General features: G+C 70.2%; 18 protein-coding genes. 7 read left to right on the top strand and 11 right to left on the bottom strand.

Going from position 1 to position 16,299, the window contains the following annotated elements:
- The first annotated feature begins 150 nt into the window (after positions 1-150).
- Positions 151-1,584, top strand: coding sequence for a DEAD/DEAH box helicase (locus tag JOF40_RS10675; RefSeq protein WP_245343122.1), 1,434 nt, complete (start codon positions 151-153; stop codon positions 1,582-1,584).
- A 111-nt stretch (positions 1,585-1,695) separates the two neighbouring features.
- Here the strand turns inward: JOF40_RS10675 and JOF40_RS10670 are convergent, their stop codons facing one another.
- A complete protein-coding gene (locus JOF40_RS10670) occupies positions 1,696-2,421 on the bottom strand; it encodes a L,D-transpeptidase (RefSeq protein ID WP_188111935.1) in 726 nt (241 codons plus the stop codon).
- Between the two features lie 31 nt (positions 2,422-2,452).
- Positions 2,453-3,244 (bottom strand): ParA family protein, encoded by a 792-nt coding sequence (locus JOF40_RS10665; protein ID WP_129185263.1) that lies wholly within the window; start codon positions 3,242-3,244, stop codon positions 2,453-2,455.
- Positions 3,245-3,303: 59 nt separating this feature from the next.
- On the opposite strand from JOF40_RS10665, the gene JOF40_RS10660 reads away from it, so the two are divergent.
- The 4 genes from JOF40_RS10660 to JOF40_RS10645 are packed head-to-tail and all read left to right on the top strand — an operon-like array spanning position 3,304 to position 6,307.
- Positions 3,304-4,062, top strand: a complete 759-nt coding sequence (locus JOF40_RS10660; RefSeq protein WP_129185264.1) for an SDR family NAD(P)-dependent oxidoreductase — start codon at positions 3,304-3,306, stop codon at positions 4,060-4,062.
- Between the two features lie 24 nt (positions 4,063-4,086).
- Entirely contained in the window at positions 4,087-4,962 is an 876-nt protein-coding gene (locus tag JOF40_RS10655) for an alpha/beta fold hydrolase (protein WP_129185265.1), read from the top strand.
- Positions 4,962-5,573: a sulfite oxidase-like oxidoreductase gene (locus tag JOF40_RS10650; protein ID WP_188111934.1), complete on the top strand. Its 612-nt coding sequence runs from the start codon at positions 4,962-4,964 to the stop codon at positions 5,571-5,573. Before JOF40_RS10655 ends, JOF40_RS10650 begins: the two co-directional genes overlap by 1 nt.
- Positions 5,570-6,307: an FAD-binding oxidoreductase gene (locus JOF40_RS10645; RefSeq protein WP_129185266.1), complete on the top strand. Its 738-nt coding sequence runs from the start codon at positions 5,570-5,572 to the stop codon at positions 6,305-6,307. The genes JOF40_RS10650 and JOF40_RS10645 overlap by 4 nt, the downstream gene beginning before the upstream one ends.
- Before the next feature lie 15 nt (positions 6,308-6,322).
- Here JOF40_RS10645 and JOF40_RS10640 read toward each other — a convergent pair whose 3' ends face one another.
- The 8 genes from JOF40_RS10640 to JOF40_RS10605 form a co-directional block, all read right to left on the bottom strand.
- Positions 6,323-7,150, bottom strand: coding sequence for a PHP domain-containing protein (locus JOF40_RS10640; RefSeq protein WP_129185267.1), 828 nt, complete (start codon positions 7,148-7,150; stop codon positions 6,323-6,325).
- Between the two features lie 9 nt (positions 7,151-7,159).
- Positions 7,160-7,747, bottom strand: a complete 588-nt coding sequence (locus tag JOF40_RS10635) for a histidine phosphatase family protein (RefSeq protein WP_129185268.1) — start codon at positions 7,745-7,747, stop codon at positions 7,160-7,162.
- Positions 7,744-8,796: a MaoC family dehydratase gene (locus JOF40_RS10630; protein WP_129185269.1), complete on the bottom strand. Its 1,053-nt coding sequence runs from the start codon at positions 8,794-8,796 to the stop codon at positions 7,744-7,746. Before JOF40_RS10630 ends, JOF40_RS10635 begins: the two co-directional genes overlap by 4 nt.
- Entirely contained in the window at positions 8,793-9,296 is a 504-nt protein-coding gene (locus JOF40_RS10625) for a YflT domain-containing protein (protein WP_129185270.1), read from the bottom strand. Before JOF40_RS10625 ends, JOF40_RS10630 begins: the two co-directional genes overlap by 4 nt.
- Before the next feature lie 113 nt (positions 9,297-9,409).
- Positions 9,410-10,618 carry an acyl-CoA dehydrogenase family protein gene (locus JOF40_RS10620; RefSeq protein ID WP_129185271.1) on the bottom strand — a complete coding sequence of 403 codons (1,209 nt, stop codon included), beginning with the start codon at positions 10,616-10,618 and terminating at the stop codon, positions 9,410-9,412.
- 138 nt (positions 10,619-10,756) lie between these two features.
- Positions 10,757-11,629, bottom strand: coding sequence for a DMT family transporter (locus tag JOF40_RS10615; protein ID WP_129185272.1), 873 nt, complete (start codon positions 11,627-11,629; stop codon positions 10,757-10,759).
- Positions 11,630-11,671: 42 nt separating this feature from the next.
- Complete coding sequence (locus JOF40_RS10610; RefSeq protein ID WP_129185273.1) at positions 11,672-12,598, bottom strand: TIGR01777 family oxidoreductase; 927 nt, start codon at positions 12,596-12,598, stop codon at positions 11,672-11,674.
- Positions 12,595-13,026, bottom strand: coding sequence for a hypothetical protein (locus JOF40_RS10605; protein WP_188111933.1), 432 nt, complete (start codon positions 13,024-13,026; stop codon positions 12,595-12,597). Before JOF40_RS10605 ends, JOF40_RS10610 begins: the two co-directional genes overlap by 4 nt.
- 117 nt (positions 13,027-13,143) lie before the next feature.
- Here JOF40_RS10605 and JOF40_RS10600 point away from each other — a divergent pair, with 117 nt between their 5' ends.
- Positions 13,144-13,515: a DUF3592 domain-containing protein gene (locus tag JOF40_RS10600; protein WP_129185274.1), complete on the top strand. Its 372-nt coding sequence runs from the start codon at positions 13,144-13,146 to the stop codon at positions 13,513-13,515.
- A 205-nt stretch (positions 13,516-13,720) separates the two neighbouring features.
- On the opposite strand, the gene JOF40_RS10595 is transcribed toward JOF40_RS10600, so the two are convergent.
- On the bottom strand, positions 13,721-15,097 hold the full coding sequence (locus JOF40_RS10595) for a WS/DGAT/MGAT family O-acyltransferase (RefSeq protein WP_129185275.1): 1,377 nt from the start codon (positions 15,095-15,097) through the stop codon (positions 13,721-13,723).
- A gap of 136 nt (positions 15,098-15,233) precedes the next feature.
- Here JOF40_RS10595 and JOF40_RS10590 point away from each other — a divergent pair, with 136 nt between their 5' ends.
- Positions 15,234-16,295, top strand: a complete 1,062-nt coding sequence (locus JOF40_RS10590) for an alpha/beta hydrolase (RefSeq protein WP_129185276.1) — start codon at positions 15,234-15,236, stop codon at positions 16,293-16,295.
- Positions 16,296-16,299: the final 4 nt, after the last annotated feature.

Below are 16,299 nucleotides of genomic sequence, written 5' to 3'. Positions count from 1 at the left end.
GGCTCCAAGACGTTAGACTGGCAGCGGAAATCCCACGAATCTGAAGAATTCGAGAAGACCCTGACTACGTTCAAAGATCTGGGCGTCACGCCCGAGATCGCCGATGCGCTCATCGCCGTCGGCATCGAAGAAGCTTTCCCGATCCAGGAGATGACGCTCGGCGTCGCTCTCCAGGGCACCGATCTCATCGGCCAGGCGCGCACCGGCACCGGCAAGACGCTGGCGTTCAGCATCCCGGTCATCCAGCGCATCTCGCTGCCCGCCGACGCCGACTACGACGAGGAGCTCGCCGGCAAGCCGCAGGCCCTCATCGTCGCGCCGACCCGCGAGCTCGCGATCCAGGTCGCCAGCGACGTGGCCGTCGCCTCGAAGGGACGCGGCACCCGCAACCTGACGATCTACGGCGGCGTCCCCTACGAGTCGCAGCTCGATGCGCTGACCGCCGGCGTCGACATCGTGGTCGGCACGCCCGGACGCCTGCTCGACCTGGCCAACCGTGGTGCGCTCGACCTGTCGCACATCCGCACGCTGGTGCTCGACGAGGCCGACGAGATGCTCGACCTGGGCTTCCTGCCCGATGTCGAGTCGCTGCTGGCCAAGACGCCCGAGTCGCGCCAGACGATGCTGTTCTCGGCGACCATGCCGGGCGCGATCGTGGGCCTGGCGCGCAAGCACATGCGCCACCCCATGAACATCCGCGCCGAGTCCGGTGACGACGACAGCCAGATGGTGCCGGCGACGGCGCAGTTCGTCTGGCAGGCCCACGACATGGACAAGCCTGAGATCGTCGGGCGCATCCTGCAGGCCGAGGACGTCGGACGCGTCATCATCTTCACGCGCACCAAGCGCACGGCCCAGCGGGTCGCCGACGAGCTGATCGACCGGGGCTTCCCCGCCTCGCCCCTGCACGGCGACATGGCGCAGCCCGCCCGCGAGAAGGCGCTGACCCGGTTCCGCGAGGGCAAGATCGACATCCTCGTGGCCACCGACGTCGCGGCCCGTGGCATCGACGTCGCCGGCATCACGCACGTCATCAACTACAACTGCCCCGAGGACGACAAGACCTACGTGCACCGCATCGGCCGCACGGGTCGCGCGGGAGCCTCGGGCATCGCGGTGACGTTCGTCGACTGGGCCGACCTCGTGCGCTGGAAGCTCATCAACAAGGCCTTGGGCCTGCCGTTCGACGAGCCGCAGGAGACCTACTCGACGTCCGAGCACCTGTTCCACGACCTCGGCATCGACCCCAACGTCAAGGGTCGCCTCAAGGCCGCGTCACCGCGCGAGCCCAAGAAGGACGATGACCGCGGTGGACGTGGCGGGCGTGACGGTGGCAGCCGCGGCGGACGTGACGGCGGCAAGCGTGAGGGCGGACGCGGCGGCGAGGGCGGCGGCAACCGGGGCGCGAGCAACCGCGGTGGCGGCAACGGCGGCGGGCGCGGCGGCGATCGTCCCGCCCGCGAGAAGGCTCCGGCGGCGCAGGACGCTCCGGCACCTCTGCCGACCGGCGAGGACGCGCCCCGCATCCGCAGGCGCACCCGCACCCGTACGCGCACCAACCAGTCCGGCACCACCCCCGAGTAGCGGCCAGACCCGCAACGCCGAAGGATCCGTCTCCCCGGGGACGGATCCTTCGGCGTTCAGGGCGCAGGGACGACGCGAACGTCGAGAGATCGGTCTGTCCGGTCGGACGGGTCAGGCGGTGACGACGACCGTGGTGCCGACCGGCGCGAACTCCCACAGGGCTATCGCGTCGGGCTCCCACTGCCGCACGCAGCCGGCCGACAGGGGCGTGCCGAGCTGGGCCTTGGTCTGCTCGAGGACGCCGCTGTTGTCGCGCGGGACCGAGTGGAACCCGATCGGCTCGCTGAAGCCCGTCGCGAACCGCACGAAGTACTCCATCGTCCCGCTGTAGTCGAAGGCCGTGGCCTGACGCGTCTTCGACTGCACCGCGTACGTGCCGGGGTCGAGGTTGTCGAACCGGCTGCCCGACACGAGGTAGCTGCGCTCGACGGAGCCGTCGTCGCCGACGAGCCACACCCGCTGGTCGCTCTCGGAGAACACGATGCGCCGCCCGTCACCGGAGTCGGCCGGCAGCCCCGGGTCGACAGCGGGATCGGCGGCCCGATCGACCTCGTCCTGGAGCGCCTCGACGTCGACCGCGTCTGCGTCGAGATCGGTGTCGGACGCCGGGTCGGGCGCGGGCGGGTCGACCTGCACGAACGACGACGTCTCGGAGGACGCGACACGGGCGGCGTCACTCAAGGACGACTGCCCCGCGGCCGCGGTGTCGCTGCGCAGCTGGGGCAGCACGCCCACCGCGGTGCCGCCGACGACGATCGTGACGCCCAGCGCCAGCGCGAGGATGCTCATCCGGCGGGGCGGGCGGACCTCTCGGCGACTGGCGCGATGCTTCGACACGCGTCCCATCGTAGCCGCGGGCCCGCGGGCGTCACTTCTTCTTGCGGGACGGCTTCTTGTCGGCCGCGAGCATCGACGCCGCGACGGCACGGTAGGCGTCGGCCCCCTTGTGGTTCTTGGCGGTCGACAGCACGCTGCGTCCGATCGCAGGTGCCTCGGCGAACCGGATCGTCTTGGGGATCGGCGGCAGCACGACCGGAAGGTCGTACGTCTCCTCGATCGCCTGCAGGACGTTGCGCGCGTGCGTCGTGCGTCCGTCGTACATCGTCGGCAGGACGCCCATGATCTCGAGCTTGGGGTTGATGAACTGCCGGACGTCGTGGATCGTGTCGAGCAGCTGGCCGACGCCGCGGTGCGAGAGCGTCTCGGCCTGCAGCGGGATCAGCACCCGCTGCGCCGCCGACAGCGCACCGACCGTCAGCACGCCGAGCGTCGGCGGGCAGTCGATCAGGATCCAGTCGTAGTCGTCGGCGACCTTGTCGAGGGCGACCCGCAGCCGTTGCTCGCGGCCCGTGCGCCCGACGAGGCTCTCCTCGGCCTGGGTCAGGGTGATGTTGGCGGGCAGCAGGTGCATGCCGTCGTCGGTGATGACGATCGCGTCATCGGCCTGGCGCGTGCCCAGCAGCACCTCGGCGACCGTGACCTCGAGGTCTTCGGGGTCGATGCCGAGCGAGAACGTCAGGCTGCCCTGCGGGTCGATGTCGACCAGCAGGACGCGCTGCCCGAGCTCGGCGAGCGCTGCCCCGAGGGACACCACGGTGGTCGTCTTGGCGACCCCGCCCTTCTGGTTGGCCACTGCGATCGTCGTCGTCACGATCGTCATTGTGTCACCGATGACCACCGCGGGCGGCCGCACGCGCGATCATTTGGCATGCTTGGTCCATGACACGTCGTGCGCTGGTGACCGGGGCGACATCTGGCATCGGCCGGGCCTTCGCCGACGAGCTCGCCCGGCGGGGTCACGACCTCGTCATCGTGGCCCGCACGACCGACCGGCTCGAGGCCGTCGCAGCTGAGATCCGCACCGCCAGCGGGGTGGAGGTCGACGTCGTCACGGCCGATCTGTCGACCGACGCCGGCATGCAGCTGGCCGCCAACGCGCTGACCGACTCGACCAGTCCGGTCGACCTGCTGGTCAACAACGCGGGCGCGTCGCTGGCGGGTTGGTTCGGCACGACCGACATCGCCGACGAGGATCGGCAGCTCGACCTGCTGGTGCGCGCGCCGATGCACCTGATGGACGCGGCGATCAAGTCGATGGCCGGTCGCGGGGGCGGCCAGATCATCAACGTCGCGAGCGTCGCGGCCTTCACCCCTCGCGGCGTCTACTCCGCGCACAAGGCGTGGCTGGTCAACCTGTCGCGCTGGGCCGACGTCCACTACGACGACGTCAACATCTCGGTGCAGGCGCTGTGCCCGGGCTTCGTCCGCACGGAGTTCCACCAGCGCGGGGAGATGGACGTCAGCGGGGTGCCGCGCTGGATGTGGCTCAAGGCCGACAAGGTCGTCGCGGCATCGCTGGCCGACCTCGCCCGCGACAAGCCGCTGTCCGTCCCGTCGCTGCGCTACAAGGTGCTCGCCTCGCTCGCCCGGCACCTGCCGGCATCGTTCGTGACCCGGATGGCCAAGCGTGGGCGCTGAGTCCCGTCTGCCCGGGCGGGACGCATGAGCGTCCCGCGCACGCTCGAGCTGCCTCCGGGCGTCGAGGCCATCACGATCGAGACGTCCCGTGGCCGGTTCGCGGCCCACGTCATCAGGGTCGAGCAGCCACGGGGACACGTCCTCCTGGTGCCCGGCTGGACGGGGAGCAAGGAAGACCTCACCCCCGTCCTGCCGCTGCTGGCTGCGGCCGGTCTCGACGCCACGACGTACGACCAGCGCGGCCAGTTCGAGACGTCGGCCGGGCCCGACGACGAGTTCACCCTCGAGGCCTTCGCCGCCGATGCCGCCGCCGTGCGGGCCACCTCGGGGCACGAGCGATCCCACCTGCTGGGCCACTCCTTCGGCGGGCTCGTGTCGCAGCACGCGGTCGTCGCCGATCCGTCGCCGTGGCTGGGCCTCAGCCTGCTCTGCACCGGTCCGGGTGCCCTCGGCGACTCGCCCACCCGACCGCTGCGCCGCCTGGCGAGCGCGATCGGCAAGGTGCCGCTGCTGCAGGTGCACGAGCTGCGCGAGCAGGGCGTGCGCCGGCCCGCGCAGATCACGGCGTTCCTGGCCAGGCGGTTCACGTCCAACGACCCCAGGTCGCTGCGCGCCATGACCCAGCTGCTGATCGACGCCCCCGACATCGTCGACGACGTCGCCCGCCTCGGCGTGCCGGTGTGGGTCGGGCGCGGGGTCGACGACGACGCGTGGCCGCACGACGTGCAGCAGCTCATGGCCGAGCGCCTGGGCACCGAGGTGCACGTCGTCCCCGACTCGGCGCACTCCCCCGCCGTCGAGAACCCCACGGCGCTCGTGGCCGACTGGCTGCCCTTCCTGCGCGAGCACCTGCCCGAACCCAGCCCCACCGTCGTCGACAAGGACCAGGAGACCGACTGATGGCCATCACCCGAGGATTCACCGGTCGCGACCGCCGCGGCGGCGACGACCGGCTGCCACCCGGCCAGTACGACACCGGTGCCGGCTGGCCGACGCTCACGGCCGAGCTGACGCCGCAGGTCGACGTCGACACGTGGACCATGACGGTCGACGGGCTGGTCGACACCCCGACGACGTGGGACTGGCGCGGCGTCCACGCGCTGCCCGGCTCGACCTACTTCGGCGACATCCACTGCGTCACGACGTGGACCAAGTTCGACACGACGTTCACGGGCGTCAGCGTCGACACCCTGCTCGAGATCACCGGCGTCAAGCCCGAGGCGACCCACGTCTTCGCGACGTCCACGACGGGCTACACGACCAATCTGCCACTGGCCGACATCACGGACGGCAAGGCCTGGATCGTGTGGGAGTTCGATGGCAAGCCGCTGACGCCCGAGCACGGCGGCCCCGTCCGGCTGCTCGTGCCGCACCTGTACTTCTGGAAGTCGGCCAAGTGGATCACGCGCCTCGAGCTGCGCGACCACGACGAGCAGGGCTTCTGGGAGCGCAACGGCTACCACGACCGCGGCGACCCGTGGCTCGAGCAGCGCTACCAGGGCGACGCATGACGGACGCTCCGGGCGAGGTGCTGCCCGAGCCCGTCGCGAGCTCGTGGACGACCGCGACGGTGCGCGAGGTCGAGCACGTCGGCGCGACCTTCGTGAAGCTGCGCATGGAGGTCGCCGACCGTCACGACCACGTGCCGGGCCAGCACTACGTCATCCGGCTGCGGGCACCCGACGGCTACACCGCGCAGCGCTCGTACTCGATCGCGTCCGACCCGACCGACCCGCTCGTCGAGGTCATGATCGAGTGCCTGCCCCGCGGTGAGGTCTCGGGCTTCCTGCACGACGTCGTCGAGGTCGGCGACGAGCTCGAGGTGCGCGGCCCCATCGGACGCTGGTTCGTCTGGGGCGGCACCACGCCGTCGCTGTGCGTGGCCGGCGGCTCGGGCGTCGTCCCGTTCGTCTCGATGGCTCGCTACGCCCGCCGCACGGGCACCGAGCCCCTGATGCGCATCGCGGCGTCGGCGCAGACCCGCGACCGACTGCCCTACGCCGACGAGCTGGAGGAGTACGGCGCGTTCATCGCGCTGACCCGCGAGAACCAGCCGCTGGCCGACGGCTCGGAGCGCGTGGCAGCGCACCTCTACCCCGACGAGCTCGTGCCGCTGGCCGACGGCATCGAGCGGGCCTACGTGTGCGGATCGGTCGGCTTCGTCAGCTTCGTCGGACGCATCCTCGGTGAGGCAGGCGTCCGCAGCGACGCCGTCAGGGTCGAGCAGTTCGGGCCCACCGGCTGACGCTCCTCGAGCGGATCAGCGTCGCAGCAGTCGTTCGAGCTGGTCGGGGGCCGTCGTGTTGGCCCCGAGGTGGAACTCCGGCCCCTTGCCGGTGCCGTGGTAGTCGCTCGAGCCCGTCACGACGAGGTCGAGGTCGGTGGCCAGCGCCCGCAGCTCGTCCCGCACCTCGGGCGCGTGGTTGACGTGGTCGACCTCGATGCCGCTCAGTCCGCGGGCCGCGAGATCGCCGAGCACCTCGGGCGTCAGCACCCGACGACCCTTGCGGGCCCACGGGTGGGCCACGACCGTGACGCCGCCGGCCGCCGCCACGAGGTCGACCGCCTCGAACAGCGGCGCTCCGTAGCGGGCCACGTAGGCCGGGCCGTCGTCGTAGAGCCAGTCACGGAAGGCCTCGTCGCGGTCGGCGACGTATCCGGCGGCGATCATGGCATCGGCCACATGAGGTCGTCCCGACGCCGCCGCCGCGCCCGACTGCGCCACGACGTCGTCGACCGTCAGCGGCATGTCGTGCTCGGCGAGCTGCGCCAGCAGCGTCGGCAGGCGGTCGTCGCGTCCGTCGAGGATGCGCCGCAGCTCGGCGAGCAGCGGCTCGTCGGCCGGGTCGAAGCCGTAGCCGAGCAGGTGGACGCTGACACCGTCGAGCATCGTGGAGATCTCGATGCCGCGGACCAGCCGGATGCCCGCCCGGTCGGCCGCGACCTGCGCCTCGTCCCACCCGGCGGTCGAGTCGTGGTCGGTGATCGCGACGACGTCGAGACCTGCCGCAGCGGCGTGGTCGATCAGCTCGGTGGGCGTGTCGGTGCCGTCGGAGCGGTTCGAGTGGGTGTGGAGGTCGATGCGCACGGCATCAGGCTATCGAGGAGCGACGTTCCAGCGGCGGACGACCGGGATGCCGCGGTCGTCGCCCAGCACCGAGATCGTCGCGGTGTCGAGGTCGAAGATGCGTCCCTGCGCCACGTCGAGGCCCAGCCACCGGGCCGCCAGCGCCCGCAGCGAGTGACCGTGGGCGAAGACCAGGGTGCGTCCCTCGATGTCACGGGCAGCGGCGACGACCCGGTCGAGGCGCGCGGCGACCTGCTGCGCCGTCTCGCCACCCGGGGTCACGCCCGTCCAGACCGACCACGCCGGGTCGGACTCGTGGATCTGCGGCGTCGTCAGGCCCTCGTAGTCGCCGTAGGCCCACTCGGCGAGGTCGTCGTCGACGTCCGCTGCGGCGAAGCCGGCGAGCTCGGCCGTGCGGCGCGCACGCCGACGCGGGCTCGCCAATACCCGAGCGAACGGCTGGTCGGCCAGCGGGTGCTGCAATCGTGCGGCGATCGCCTCGCCGTCGGCCGTCAGCTCGAGGTCCGTGACGGACGTGTGCTGGCCCGTGCGGCTCCACTCGGTCTCGCCGTGCCGCACGAGCCAGAGCTCCGTCGGCACACCATCTGCCGAGCTCATCGAGGCACGAACGCCCAGTAGTCGAGGTCGAGCAGCACGCCGTCGCGGTACTTCCCGTCGTCACCGCGCAGGGTCGTCGTCTCGTCGCGGCCCTTGGTCGCCACGAGCCGCAGCCGCAGGGCACCCACGCCGGGCGCGGACGTCTCAGCCTTGTCGAGCACCTCCGACCACGCGTAGACGGTGTCGCCGGCGAAGGCCGGAGCCACGTGGGCACCGGCGTTGATCGCCGCGATCAGCTGCGCATTGGCGAGGCCGTTGAACGACAGCGCGCGGGCCATCGAGATGACGTGCCCGCCGTAGATCAGCCGGGTGCCGTCGGGACGGGCCTCGGTGTTGAAGTGCACCTTGGCGGTGTTCTGCCACAGCCGGGTCGCGAGCATGTGCTCGGGATCGGTCAGCGTGACGCCGTCGACGTGGTCGATCGTCTCGCCGACCTCGTAGTCGTCGAGGCGGTGCGGCTCGCCGGCGGCGGCGAAGTCGTAGCCCGTGAAGTCGAGACCCTCGGGCAGCACCAGCTGGTCCGCGGCGACCGCATCGGCCAGGTCGGGGACCACCGTCTCGGGGGCGGGCGCATCCGCATCGCGCTTGTGGACCATGACCCAGCGCGCCCAGTCGATCGCGATCTCGCCGCGCTGGTTGGTCGCGGTCGACCGGACGTAGACGACGCCCGTCCTGCCGTTGGAGTTCTGCTTGAGGCCGATGACCTCCGACGTCGTCCGCAGCGTGTCGCCGGGCACGACCGGCCGGTGGAACCGGCACTCGGCGTAGCCGAGGTTGGCGACGGCGTTGAGCGAGACATCGGGGACGGTCTTGCCGAAGGCGATGTGGAATGCGACGAGCTCTTCGACAGGTGCCGGCGACAGGCCCACCGAGGCGGCGAACTCCGCCGACGACGGCACCGCGAACCGGGTCGGGTAGAGCGCGTTGTAGAGGGCTCGGTCGCCCTCGGTGACGGTGCGCGGCGTCGCGTGCTCGAGCACCTGGCCGATCGAGAAGTCCTCGAAGAAGTTGCCGCTGTTGGTCTTCGAGCCCGCAGTGGTGGCGCTCATGCGAACGGGTTGGCGGCGGCGCTGCCGGGCATCGTCGCGAGCAGGGCGGTGCCGTCGGCCAGGAACTTGTGCTCGACCAGCACCTCGTACTTCGTCGCGACGACCCTCTGCACCGAGCTGAAGTCGCGCTGTCCGCGCGTCGCCCCGTAGCCGAGCGCTCCGGAGATGACGCCGAACGCGATGCCGAGCGCGATACCGCCGAGGATCGTGACGATCGCGGAGCTGCCCTCCGAGAAGATGCTGAGGACCGCGCCGATCAGCAGACCGAGCCACGCTCCCGACGCGGCACCGGCCGAGATGACCTTGCCCCACGTGAGCCGGCCGGTCACCCGCTCGACCTGCTTGAGGTCGGTGCCCACGATGAGGACGTTCTGCACCGGGAACTCGTGGTCGGACAGGAAGTCGACGGCCTTCTGGGCGTCGGCGTACTTGTCGTACACGCCGAGCGACTGGGGGAAGTCGAGCTCGAAGAGGCCGTTCTGGACTGGAGGCATGGTCATATCCTAGTTCGGGTGAGAAGAGCCTGGTTCGGGGTCGGAGAACGACGACGGCCCCGGACGCGGGCGTCCGGAGCCGTCGTCGTGCTTGGGTGCGACCGGGGTGTGAGGCTCGGTCAGAGCTTGTATTCCTTGAGCAGGGCGCGTCCGATGATCATCTTCTGGATGTCGGAGGTTCCCTCGCCGATGAGCATGAACGCGGCCTCGCGGTAGAGGCGCTCGATCTCGTACTCCTTGGAGTAGCCGTAGCCTCCGTGGATGCGGAAGGAGTCCTGCACGACCTCGTTGCAGTACTCACTGGCGACGTACTTGGCCATGCCGGCCTCGACGTCGTTGCGCTTGCCGGCATCCTTGAGGCGGGCGGCCTTGACGACCAGGGCGTGCGCGGTCTCGACCTTGGTGGCCATCTCGGCCAGGCGGAACAAGATCGCCTGGTGCTGGGCGATGGGCTTGCCGAACGTCTCGCGCTGCTGCGCGTAGGCGATGCCGAGCTCGAAGGCACGGTTGGCGATGCCGACGGCACGGGCGCCGACGTTGACGCGGCCGACCTCGACGCCGTCCATCATCTGGTAGAAGCCCTTGCCGGGCTCGCCGCCGAGGATCTGGTCGGCCGAGATCTGGTGCTTCTCGAAGATCATCTCGGTCGTGTCGATGCCCTTGTAGCCCATCTTGTCGATCTTGCCGGGCACCGTGACGCCCTGGGCCGTCTCGCCGAAGCCGGGCTCCTTCTCGACCAAGAACGTCGTCATGTTCTTGTAGACGCTCTCGGCGCCCTCGTCGGTCTTGACCAGCACCGCGACCAGCGTGGACGAGCCGCCGTTGGTCAGCCACATCTTCTGGCCCGTGATCTCGTAACCGCCGTCGTCTGCCCCATCAGATGAGATCCGTGTGGCCTTGGTGCTGATGGCCGCGACGTCCGAACCCAGGCTGGGCTCGGACATGCTGAACGCGCCACGGACCTCGCCCGTGGCCATCTTCGGCAGGTACTTGGCCTTCTGCTCGTCGGTGCCGTGGTGCATCAGCAGGTAGGCCACGATGAAGTGCGTGTTGATGACGCCCGACACGCTCATCCAGCCGCGGGCGATCTCCTCGACGACCAGCGCGTACGTCAGCAGGGACTCGCCCAGACCGCCGAACTCCTCGGGGATCATCAGGCCGAAGATGCCGAGCTCTTTCAGGCCCTCGACGATGTCGGTCGGGTACTCGTCCTTGTGCTCCAGCTCGGTCGCGACCGGGATGATCTCCTTCTCGACGAACTGGCGCACCAACTTCAGGATCTCGACCTGATCCTCGGTGAGACCTTCAGTGCTGACAAGACGACCCATCGTGTGCTCCTCCAACGGTTGACCTACTGGCCCTCGACACTGGCCTTCGACGACCTGCCGACCATACCGACAAGTAACGACCCCGTCCCCTCGACGCCGAGGTGACCTGCGTTACAAGCCGTTAACCTGCGAGCGTCCTCAGTCTGCGAGAGCGGGCGCGGGAGGCGGACGGCGCGCGACCACCACGACCAGCCCGGCGAGGATCAGGCCGAGCCCCACGTAGACGCCGACCGGCGGCACCTGGTCGAGGAAGATGCCGGCCAGGATCGCCGCACCGGGCACCTCCAGCAGCAGGAGCAGCGAGATCAGTCCGGGGCTCATGACCGCGAGCAGGTGGTTGAGCACCGAGTGCCCCAGCAGCTGGGCGCAGATCGTGACGCCGATGATCGCGAGCCACGTGCGTCCGCTGAAGTCGACCATCTCGACCTGGGCGACGACGCACGCCAGCAGGAGCGTCGCGGCGCAGATGCCGTAGCACGCGACGGTGTAGGCCCCGGTCGAGACGCGCTCGCGCACCTGGCTGCCGGCGATCATGTAGAGAGCAGCCGTCAGGCCGCCGACCAGCGCCAGCAGATCGCCGATCATGGCCCGCGGCCTCAGGGAGAAGTCGACGCCCGTGATCACCAGCACCCCGGCAATCGCCAGCGCGATGCCCGCGACGACGACTCTCGTCGCGCGCTCACCCCTGAGGTGGTCGATGACGACGACGAACACGACCTGCATGCTGACCATCGCGGTGGCAGCCGCGACCGACGTCATCTTGAGCGCCGTGACCCACGTGCCGAAGTGCAGCGCCAGCATGACGGCCGCGAAGACCGTCAGTCGCCAGCCGTCGCGACCGAGCGTCGCCAGCTCTCGCCGTGCGCGGGGAGCGACGACGGGCGCGATCGCCACGGTGCCGAGCGCGTTGCGCCAGAACGCGATCGCCAGCGCAGGAGCGGACGCCCCCGCCATCAGCGGGCCGGAGGCGGAGACGCCGAGGATCGCGACGACGACGAGCAGGGCGTTCACGAGGACAGTCTGCCGCCTGCCCGGCGGGCCGCTCGAGGAGCGTCAGCCGAGCGCCACGGGGAGCAGCCCGCGCGGCGCCCGACCGGCGATCTCGGCCAGCGCGGACGCCAGCGTCGGGTGCGAGAACTCGTACCCGGATTCGTGCAGGACGTCCGCGGCGACCCACCTGCTCTTGAGCACGAGCTCCGCCTCCGTGCGGATGATCCTGGCCCCCGCCTCGAGCAGCCACCGCGGCTCCGGGAGACCGACCCGGCGTCCCATCGACCCGCGCACCTGGGCCATGAGCTCGGCGTTGGTCACGACGTCGGGTGCCACGACGTTGACCGGTCCCGAGATCTCGGGGTGCCGGTGCAGGTGGAGGATCGCTCCGACGACGTCGTCCACGTGCACCCAGCTGACCTTCTGACCTCCGTCTCCCATGGCGCCACCGAATCCGATCCGGGCCAGGTTGATCAGGGGGCTCATCGCCCCACCGCCCGCGCCCAGCACGATGGTCATCCGCAGCGCGATCCTGCGGACGTCGGCCGGGGCGTCCCAGAGCTCGCGCTCCCACGCGCGAGCCACCTCGACCGAGAACCCCGATCCGATGTCGCCGTCGACCTCGCCCATCGGACGGTCGCGCGCGTCGCGGTAGATCGTGCCGGTGCTGGCGTTGATCCAGAGGAGGTCCGGCGACCCGACGTTCGCCAGGGCCCGCCCCAGCGCGGCCGTCGTCCCGATCCGCGACCGCAGGATCTCGTCGGCGTTGCGCCTGCCGTAGCGGCAGCTGACGGAGCGTCCGGCCAGGTTGACCAGCAGGTCGGCGCCGGCCAGCACCTGCTCGATGGCGCCCGGGTCGTCCCAGGTGGCATCGGCAACCGATCCGCGGCCGATCGTGCGCACCTCGCTGCCCTGCCTCCGCAGGGCCTCGACGACGTGCTGTCCGACGAAGCCGCTCGCGCCGGCGACGACGGCCAACGGGATGCTCATGACGACGACCCGTCGACCGCGGCGGACGGCACGGGCGACGGCTCCTCGAAGATCCAGCCCAGCCCGCACCACGCCCGCCACGCCAGGCAGGAGGTGAACCCCGCCGCGACCAGCAGCGAGCCGCCCACGGTGCCGAGCAGCGCGACCACGCCGACCGTCACGGCCGCGATGGTGCCGATCGTCCGCCACTCCTCCTGTCGCTGCCGCAGGACCGCCACGGACACCACCACGGGCAGTCCGAGCACCATGCCCGCGACGGCTCCCACGACAGAGCCGACGGTGCCGGCGACCATCAGCCCCAGGATCGTGTCAGCGTCGAACGTGTCCTCGGTGCCTTGGGTCATGTACAGCGCTCCTGCAACGAAACCGCACAGGACGCCGCCCCAGGCCGTCGACACGAGAGCCCTGGCCAGCTGGCTGGATGTCATGCTTCCTCCTTTTTTTGAACGTGTTCATCTTCAAGGTAGAGAAAGACTTGAACATGTTCAATACACGAGGGGTGTTCGCCGTGCTCGATCGTCGAAGGGGCGTGGAACGATGAGGGCATGACCCTCGTAGCCATCGCCCTCATCGTCATCGGTGCAGCGCTCAGCCTGTTCGCGACGTCCCTGATCGTCCGGCCGATGGGGTGGGCCCGCACGACGGGCGAGATCATCGGCCTGTCGCCCGCCGCGCCGTCGTGGGCCCCGCACCGCGGAGCGTCGTTCAGGTTCACGTCGGGCGACGGCACCGAGCACACCGTGTGGGCACCCGACGCGACGACGGCCGGTCAGGGCGTCGGCGGCACGGTGCAGGTGCGCTACGACGCCGACGCGCCCGCCCATGCGCGAGCAGCGACGCCGCTGGCACAGGTCTTCGTCCTGATCGCCGCCGCAGACGCCATCGCGGTCGTCGGCATCCTCCTGCTCGTCCTCTGAGGAACTCCAGCGCGGACGTCATCACGATCGTGCTGTTCCAGGTACTGAAGTGATGACGTCCCTGCGTTTCATCACGGACGTCATCACGATCGTGCTGACTCAGGTACAGCAGTGATGACGTCCCTGCGTCAGCCCCAGCTCTCCTCCAGCTCCGCCAGTGACGACTCGAGGTGCGTGAGCAGTCGCTGCAGCGAGCTGCAGCGATTCAGCCCCAGCTCTCCTCCAGCTCCGCCAGTGACGACTCGAGGTGCGTGAGCAGTCGCTGCAGGTGAGGGACGCTGCGGCGACAGCCGATCAGGCCGAAGTCGAGGTACTTGTCGCGACTCGTCAGCGTGATGTTGAGTGCCTGGCCGTCGAGCACGATCGACACGGGATACATCCCCTCGAGGCGCGCGCCGTTGAAGTAGCGCGGCTCCTTCGGTCCGGGAACGTTGGAGATGATGACGTTGAACGGCGGGTGGGTGTAGCGCACGAATCCCGGCACCGGCGTCATCGCGAGCGGCAGCATCTGGATCGCCGAGAAGGCCAGGATCTGCGTCGGGGTGAGATCGCCCATGATCTTCTTGGCCTGACGCGACGAGTAGGCGATCTCCTCCAGCCTGGTCGCCCCCTGCTCGCGATCGGTCGCCAGGTTCACGACGATCGCGCCGACCGCGTTGCCTCCGTCCGCCCCACCGGCGGAGTCGGCTCGCATCGCCAGCGAGATCGGCACCATCGCCGTCATCGGGTCGTCGGGCAGTGCGTGCTGGTCGAGCAGGTACTGACGCAGCGCGCCCGACACCATCGCCAGCACGACGTCGTTCAATGTCGTCGCGGACGACTTGGCGACCCGCTGGATGCGCTCGATCTCCCACGACTGCGCCGCGAATCGACGAGCGCCGCCCACCGGACCGTTGAGGATCGTCTTGGGCGCCCGCGGCAGCGTCACGTCGCCGTCGCGGATGACCTGGTTGGCGATGCGCAGCGTGGCCGGCAGGAGCCCTGCGACGTCGCCGGCCACGTCGGCCCCCGCGCGCAGCAGGCCCATCGGGTCGAACCCCTTGCGCTCGCGCGGCCCCGGTCCGCCGCGGCTCGGCAGCGACCACGGCGGGACGCAGTCGCGGGCCTCGGGATCGACGCTCAGCGACCGCTTCATGAGACCCAGCGCCCCGACACCGTCGACCATCGAGTGGTGAACCTTGCTGTAGACCGCGAAGCGCCCGTCAGCCAGACCCTCGACGACGTGCGCCTCCCAGAGCGGACGGTGACGGTCGAGCAGCGAGCCGTGCCAGCGCGACGTCAGCTGCAGCAACTCGCGGATGCGTCCCGGCTGCGGCACCGCGGAGTGACGCACGTGGTACTCCAGGTCGATCGCGTCGTCGACCTTCCACCACGTGTTGCCCAGCGACCCCACGGGCTCGGCCGGACGCTTGCGGAACAGCGGCGAGACATCGTGGCTCCTGAACGAGTCGAGCACCTCGCGGACGAAGTCGGGCCCCGCGCCGTCGGGTGGCGTGAACAGTTGCAGGCCGCCGACGTGCATGGGGTGCTCTCGCGACTCGGCCAGCAGGAACATCGAGTCGGTGGGAGGCATGAAGGACATTCAGCGGTCTTTCTGCAGGAGTGACGTACCGGCCGTACGCTGGCGACCACATGTGGCGCAGGTCACTCTATGTGACATATTGATGAACGAACGATCGAGCACGCCGTGCGGTCACGGCCTCAGACGGGGGAACACCATGGCGCACCTGGCACTCGCCGCCGAGCCGCAGTACTTCCCCGGTGCGAGCCTGCGCTCCCGGGCCCTCGGCCTCACGTTGCGCCACACGGTCCGGCCCGTCCTCGGACTGTGGACGCACCTGCCGTTCGACATCTTCCCGCCCAATCTCGTGGAGCACGCGGCCAAGCTGCTGCCGGTGCACGAGGGCACGATGTGGCGCCAGGTAGACCTGCCCACGACCCGTAGCGAGTGGCTCCAGGCCAAGGGCGTCACCGACATCAGCGGCGGCAACGGGCGCGCGATCCTGTACTTCCACGGCGGGGCGTTCCTGACCTGCGGGCTCAACACCCACCGCCGGCTCGTCTCGCGCATCTCGTACGCCGCGAAGCAGCCCGTGCTCAACGTGGGCTACCGGCAGATGCCGTACGAACCGATCAACGAGTCGGTGGCCGACGGCGTCGACGGGTTCCGGTGGCTGCTCGACCAGGGCTACCGGGCCGAGGACATCACGATCGCCGGAGACTCCGCCGGCGGCTACCTGGCCTTCAGCGTCGCCCGGCAGGTGCTCGACCGGGGATGGGGACGGCCCGCCGGCGTCGTCGCCCTGTCGCCGCTGCTCGACTTCGACCCCACCGGCAAGAAGGCACACCGCAACGCCCACCGCTGCCAGACGTTCCCCCTCGCGGCGGTCGCGCGACTCACCGACGTCACGCTGCGCCTCGACACCCGACGGGGCGTCACCAGCAGGCGTGTCGATCCCGTCAACATGCCGCTCGCCGACATGCCGCCCGCGCTGATCCACGTCGGCTCGCGCGAGGTGCTGATGGCCGATGCCGAGCTGATGGCCAACCGACTCGTCTCGGCGGGAGTCCCGTGCGACCTGCAGGTCTGGGAGAAGCAGGTGCACGTGTTCCAGGCCGCCGCGTCCTGGGTGCCGGAGGCGCGGGTCGCGATCGACGAGATCGGGGCGTTCGTGCGCGGGCTCGCCGAGCGCGAGGTCGTCGAGACCTTCTCGACCCCCGCCACCCCACCCGTCGCTGCAGACGTCGAGCGCCCCACCGCACGTGTGGCGCAGCTCTGACCTG

The organism is Aeromicrobium fastidiosum, from assembly GCF_017876595.1.
Lineage (GTDB): Bacteria > Actinomycetota > Actinomycetes > Propionibacteriales > Nocardioidaceae > Aeromicrobium > Aeromicrobium fastidiosum.
Note: the sequence above shows the minus strand (reverse complement) of the source record. Positions and strands in the feature narration are given on the sequence as shown.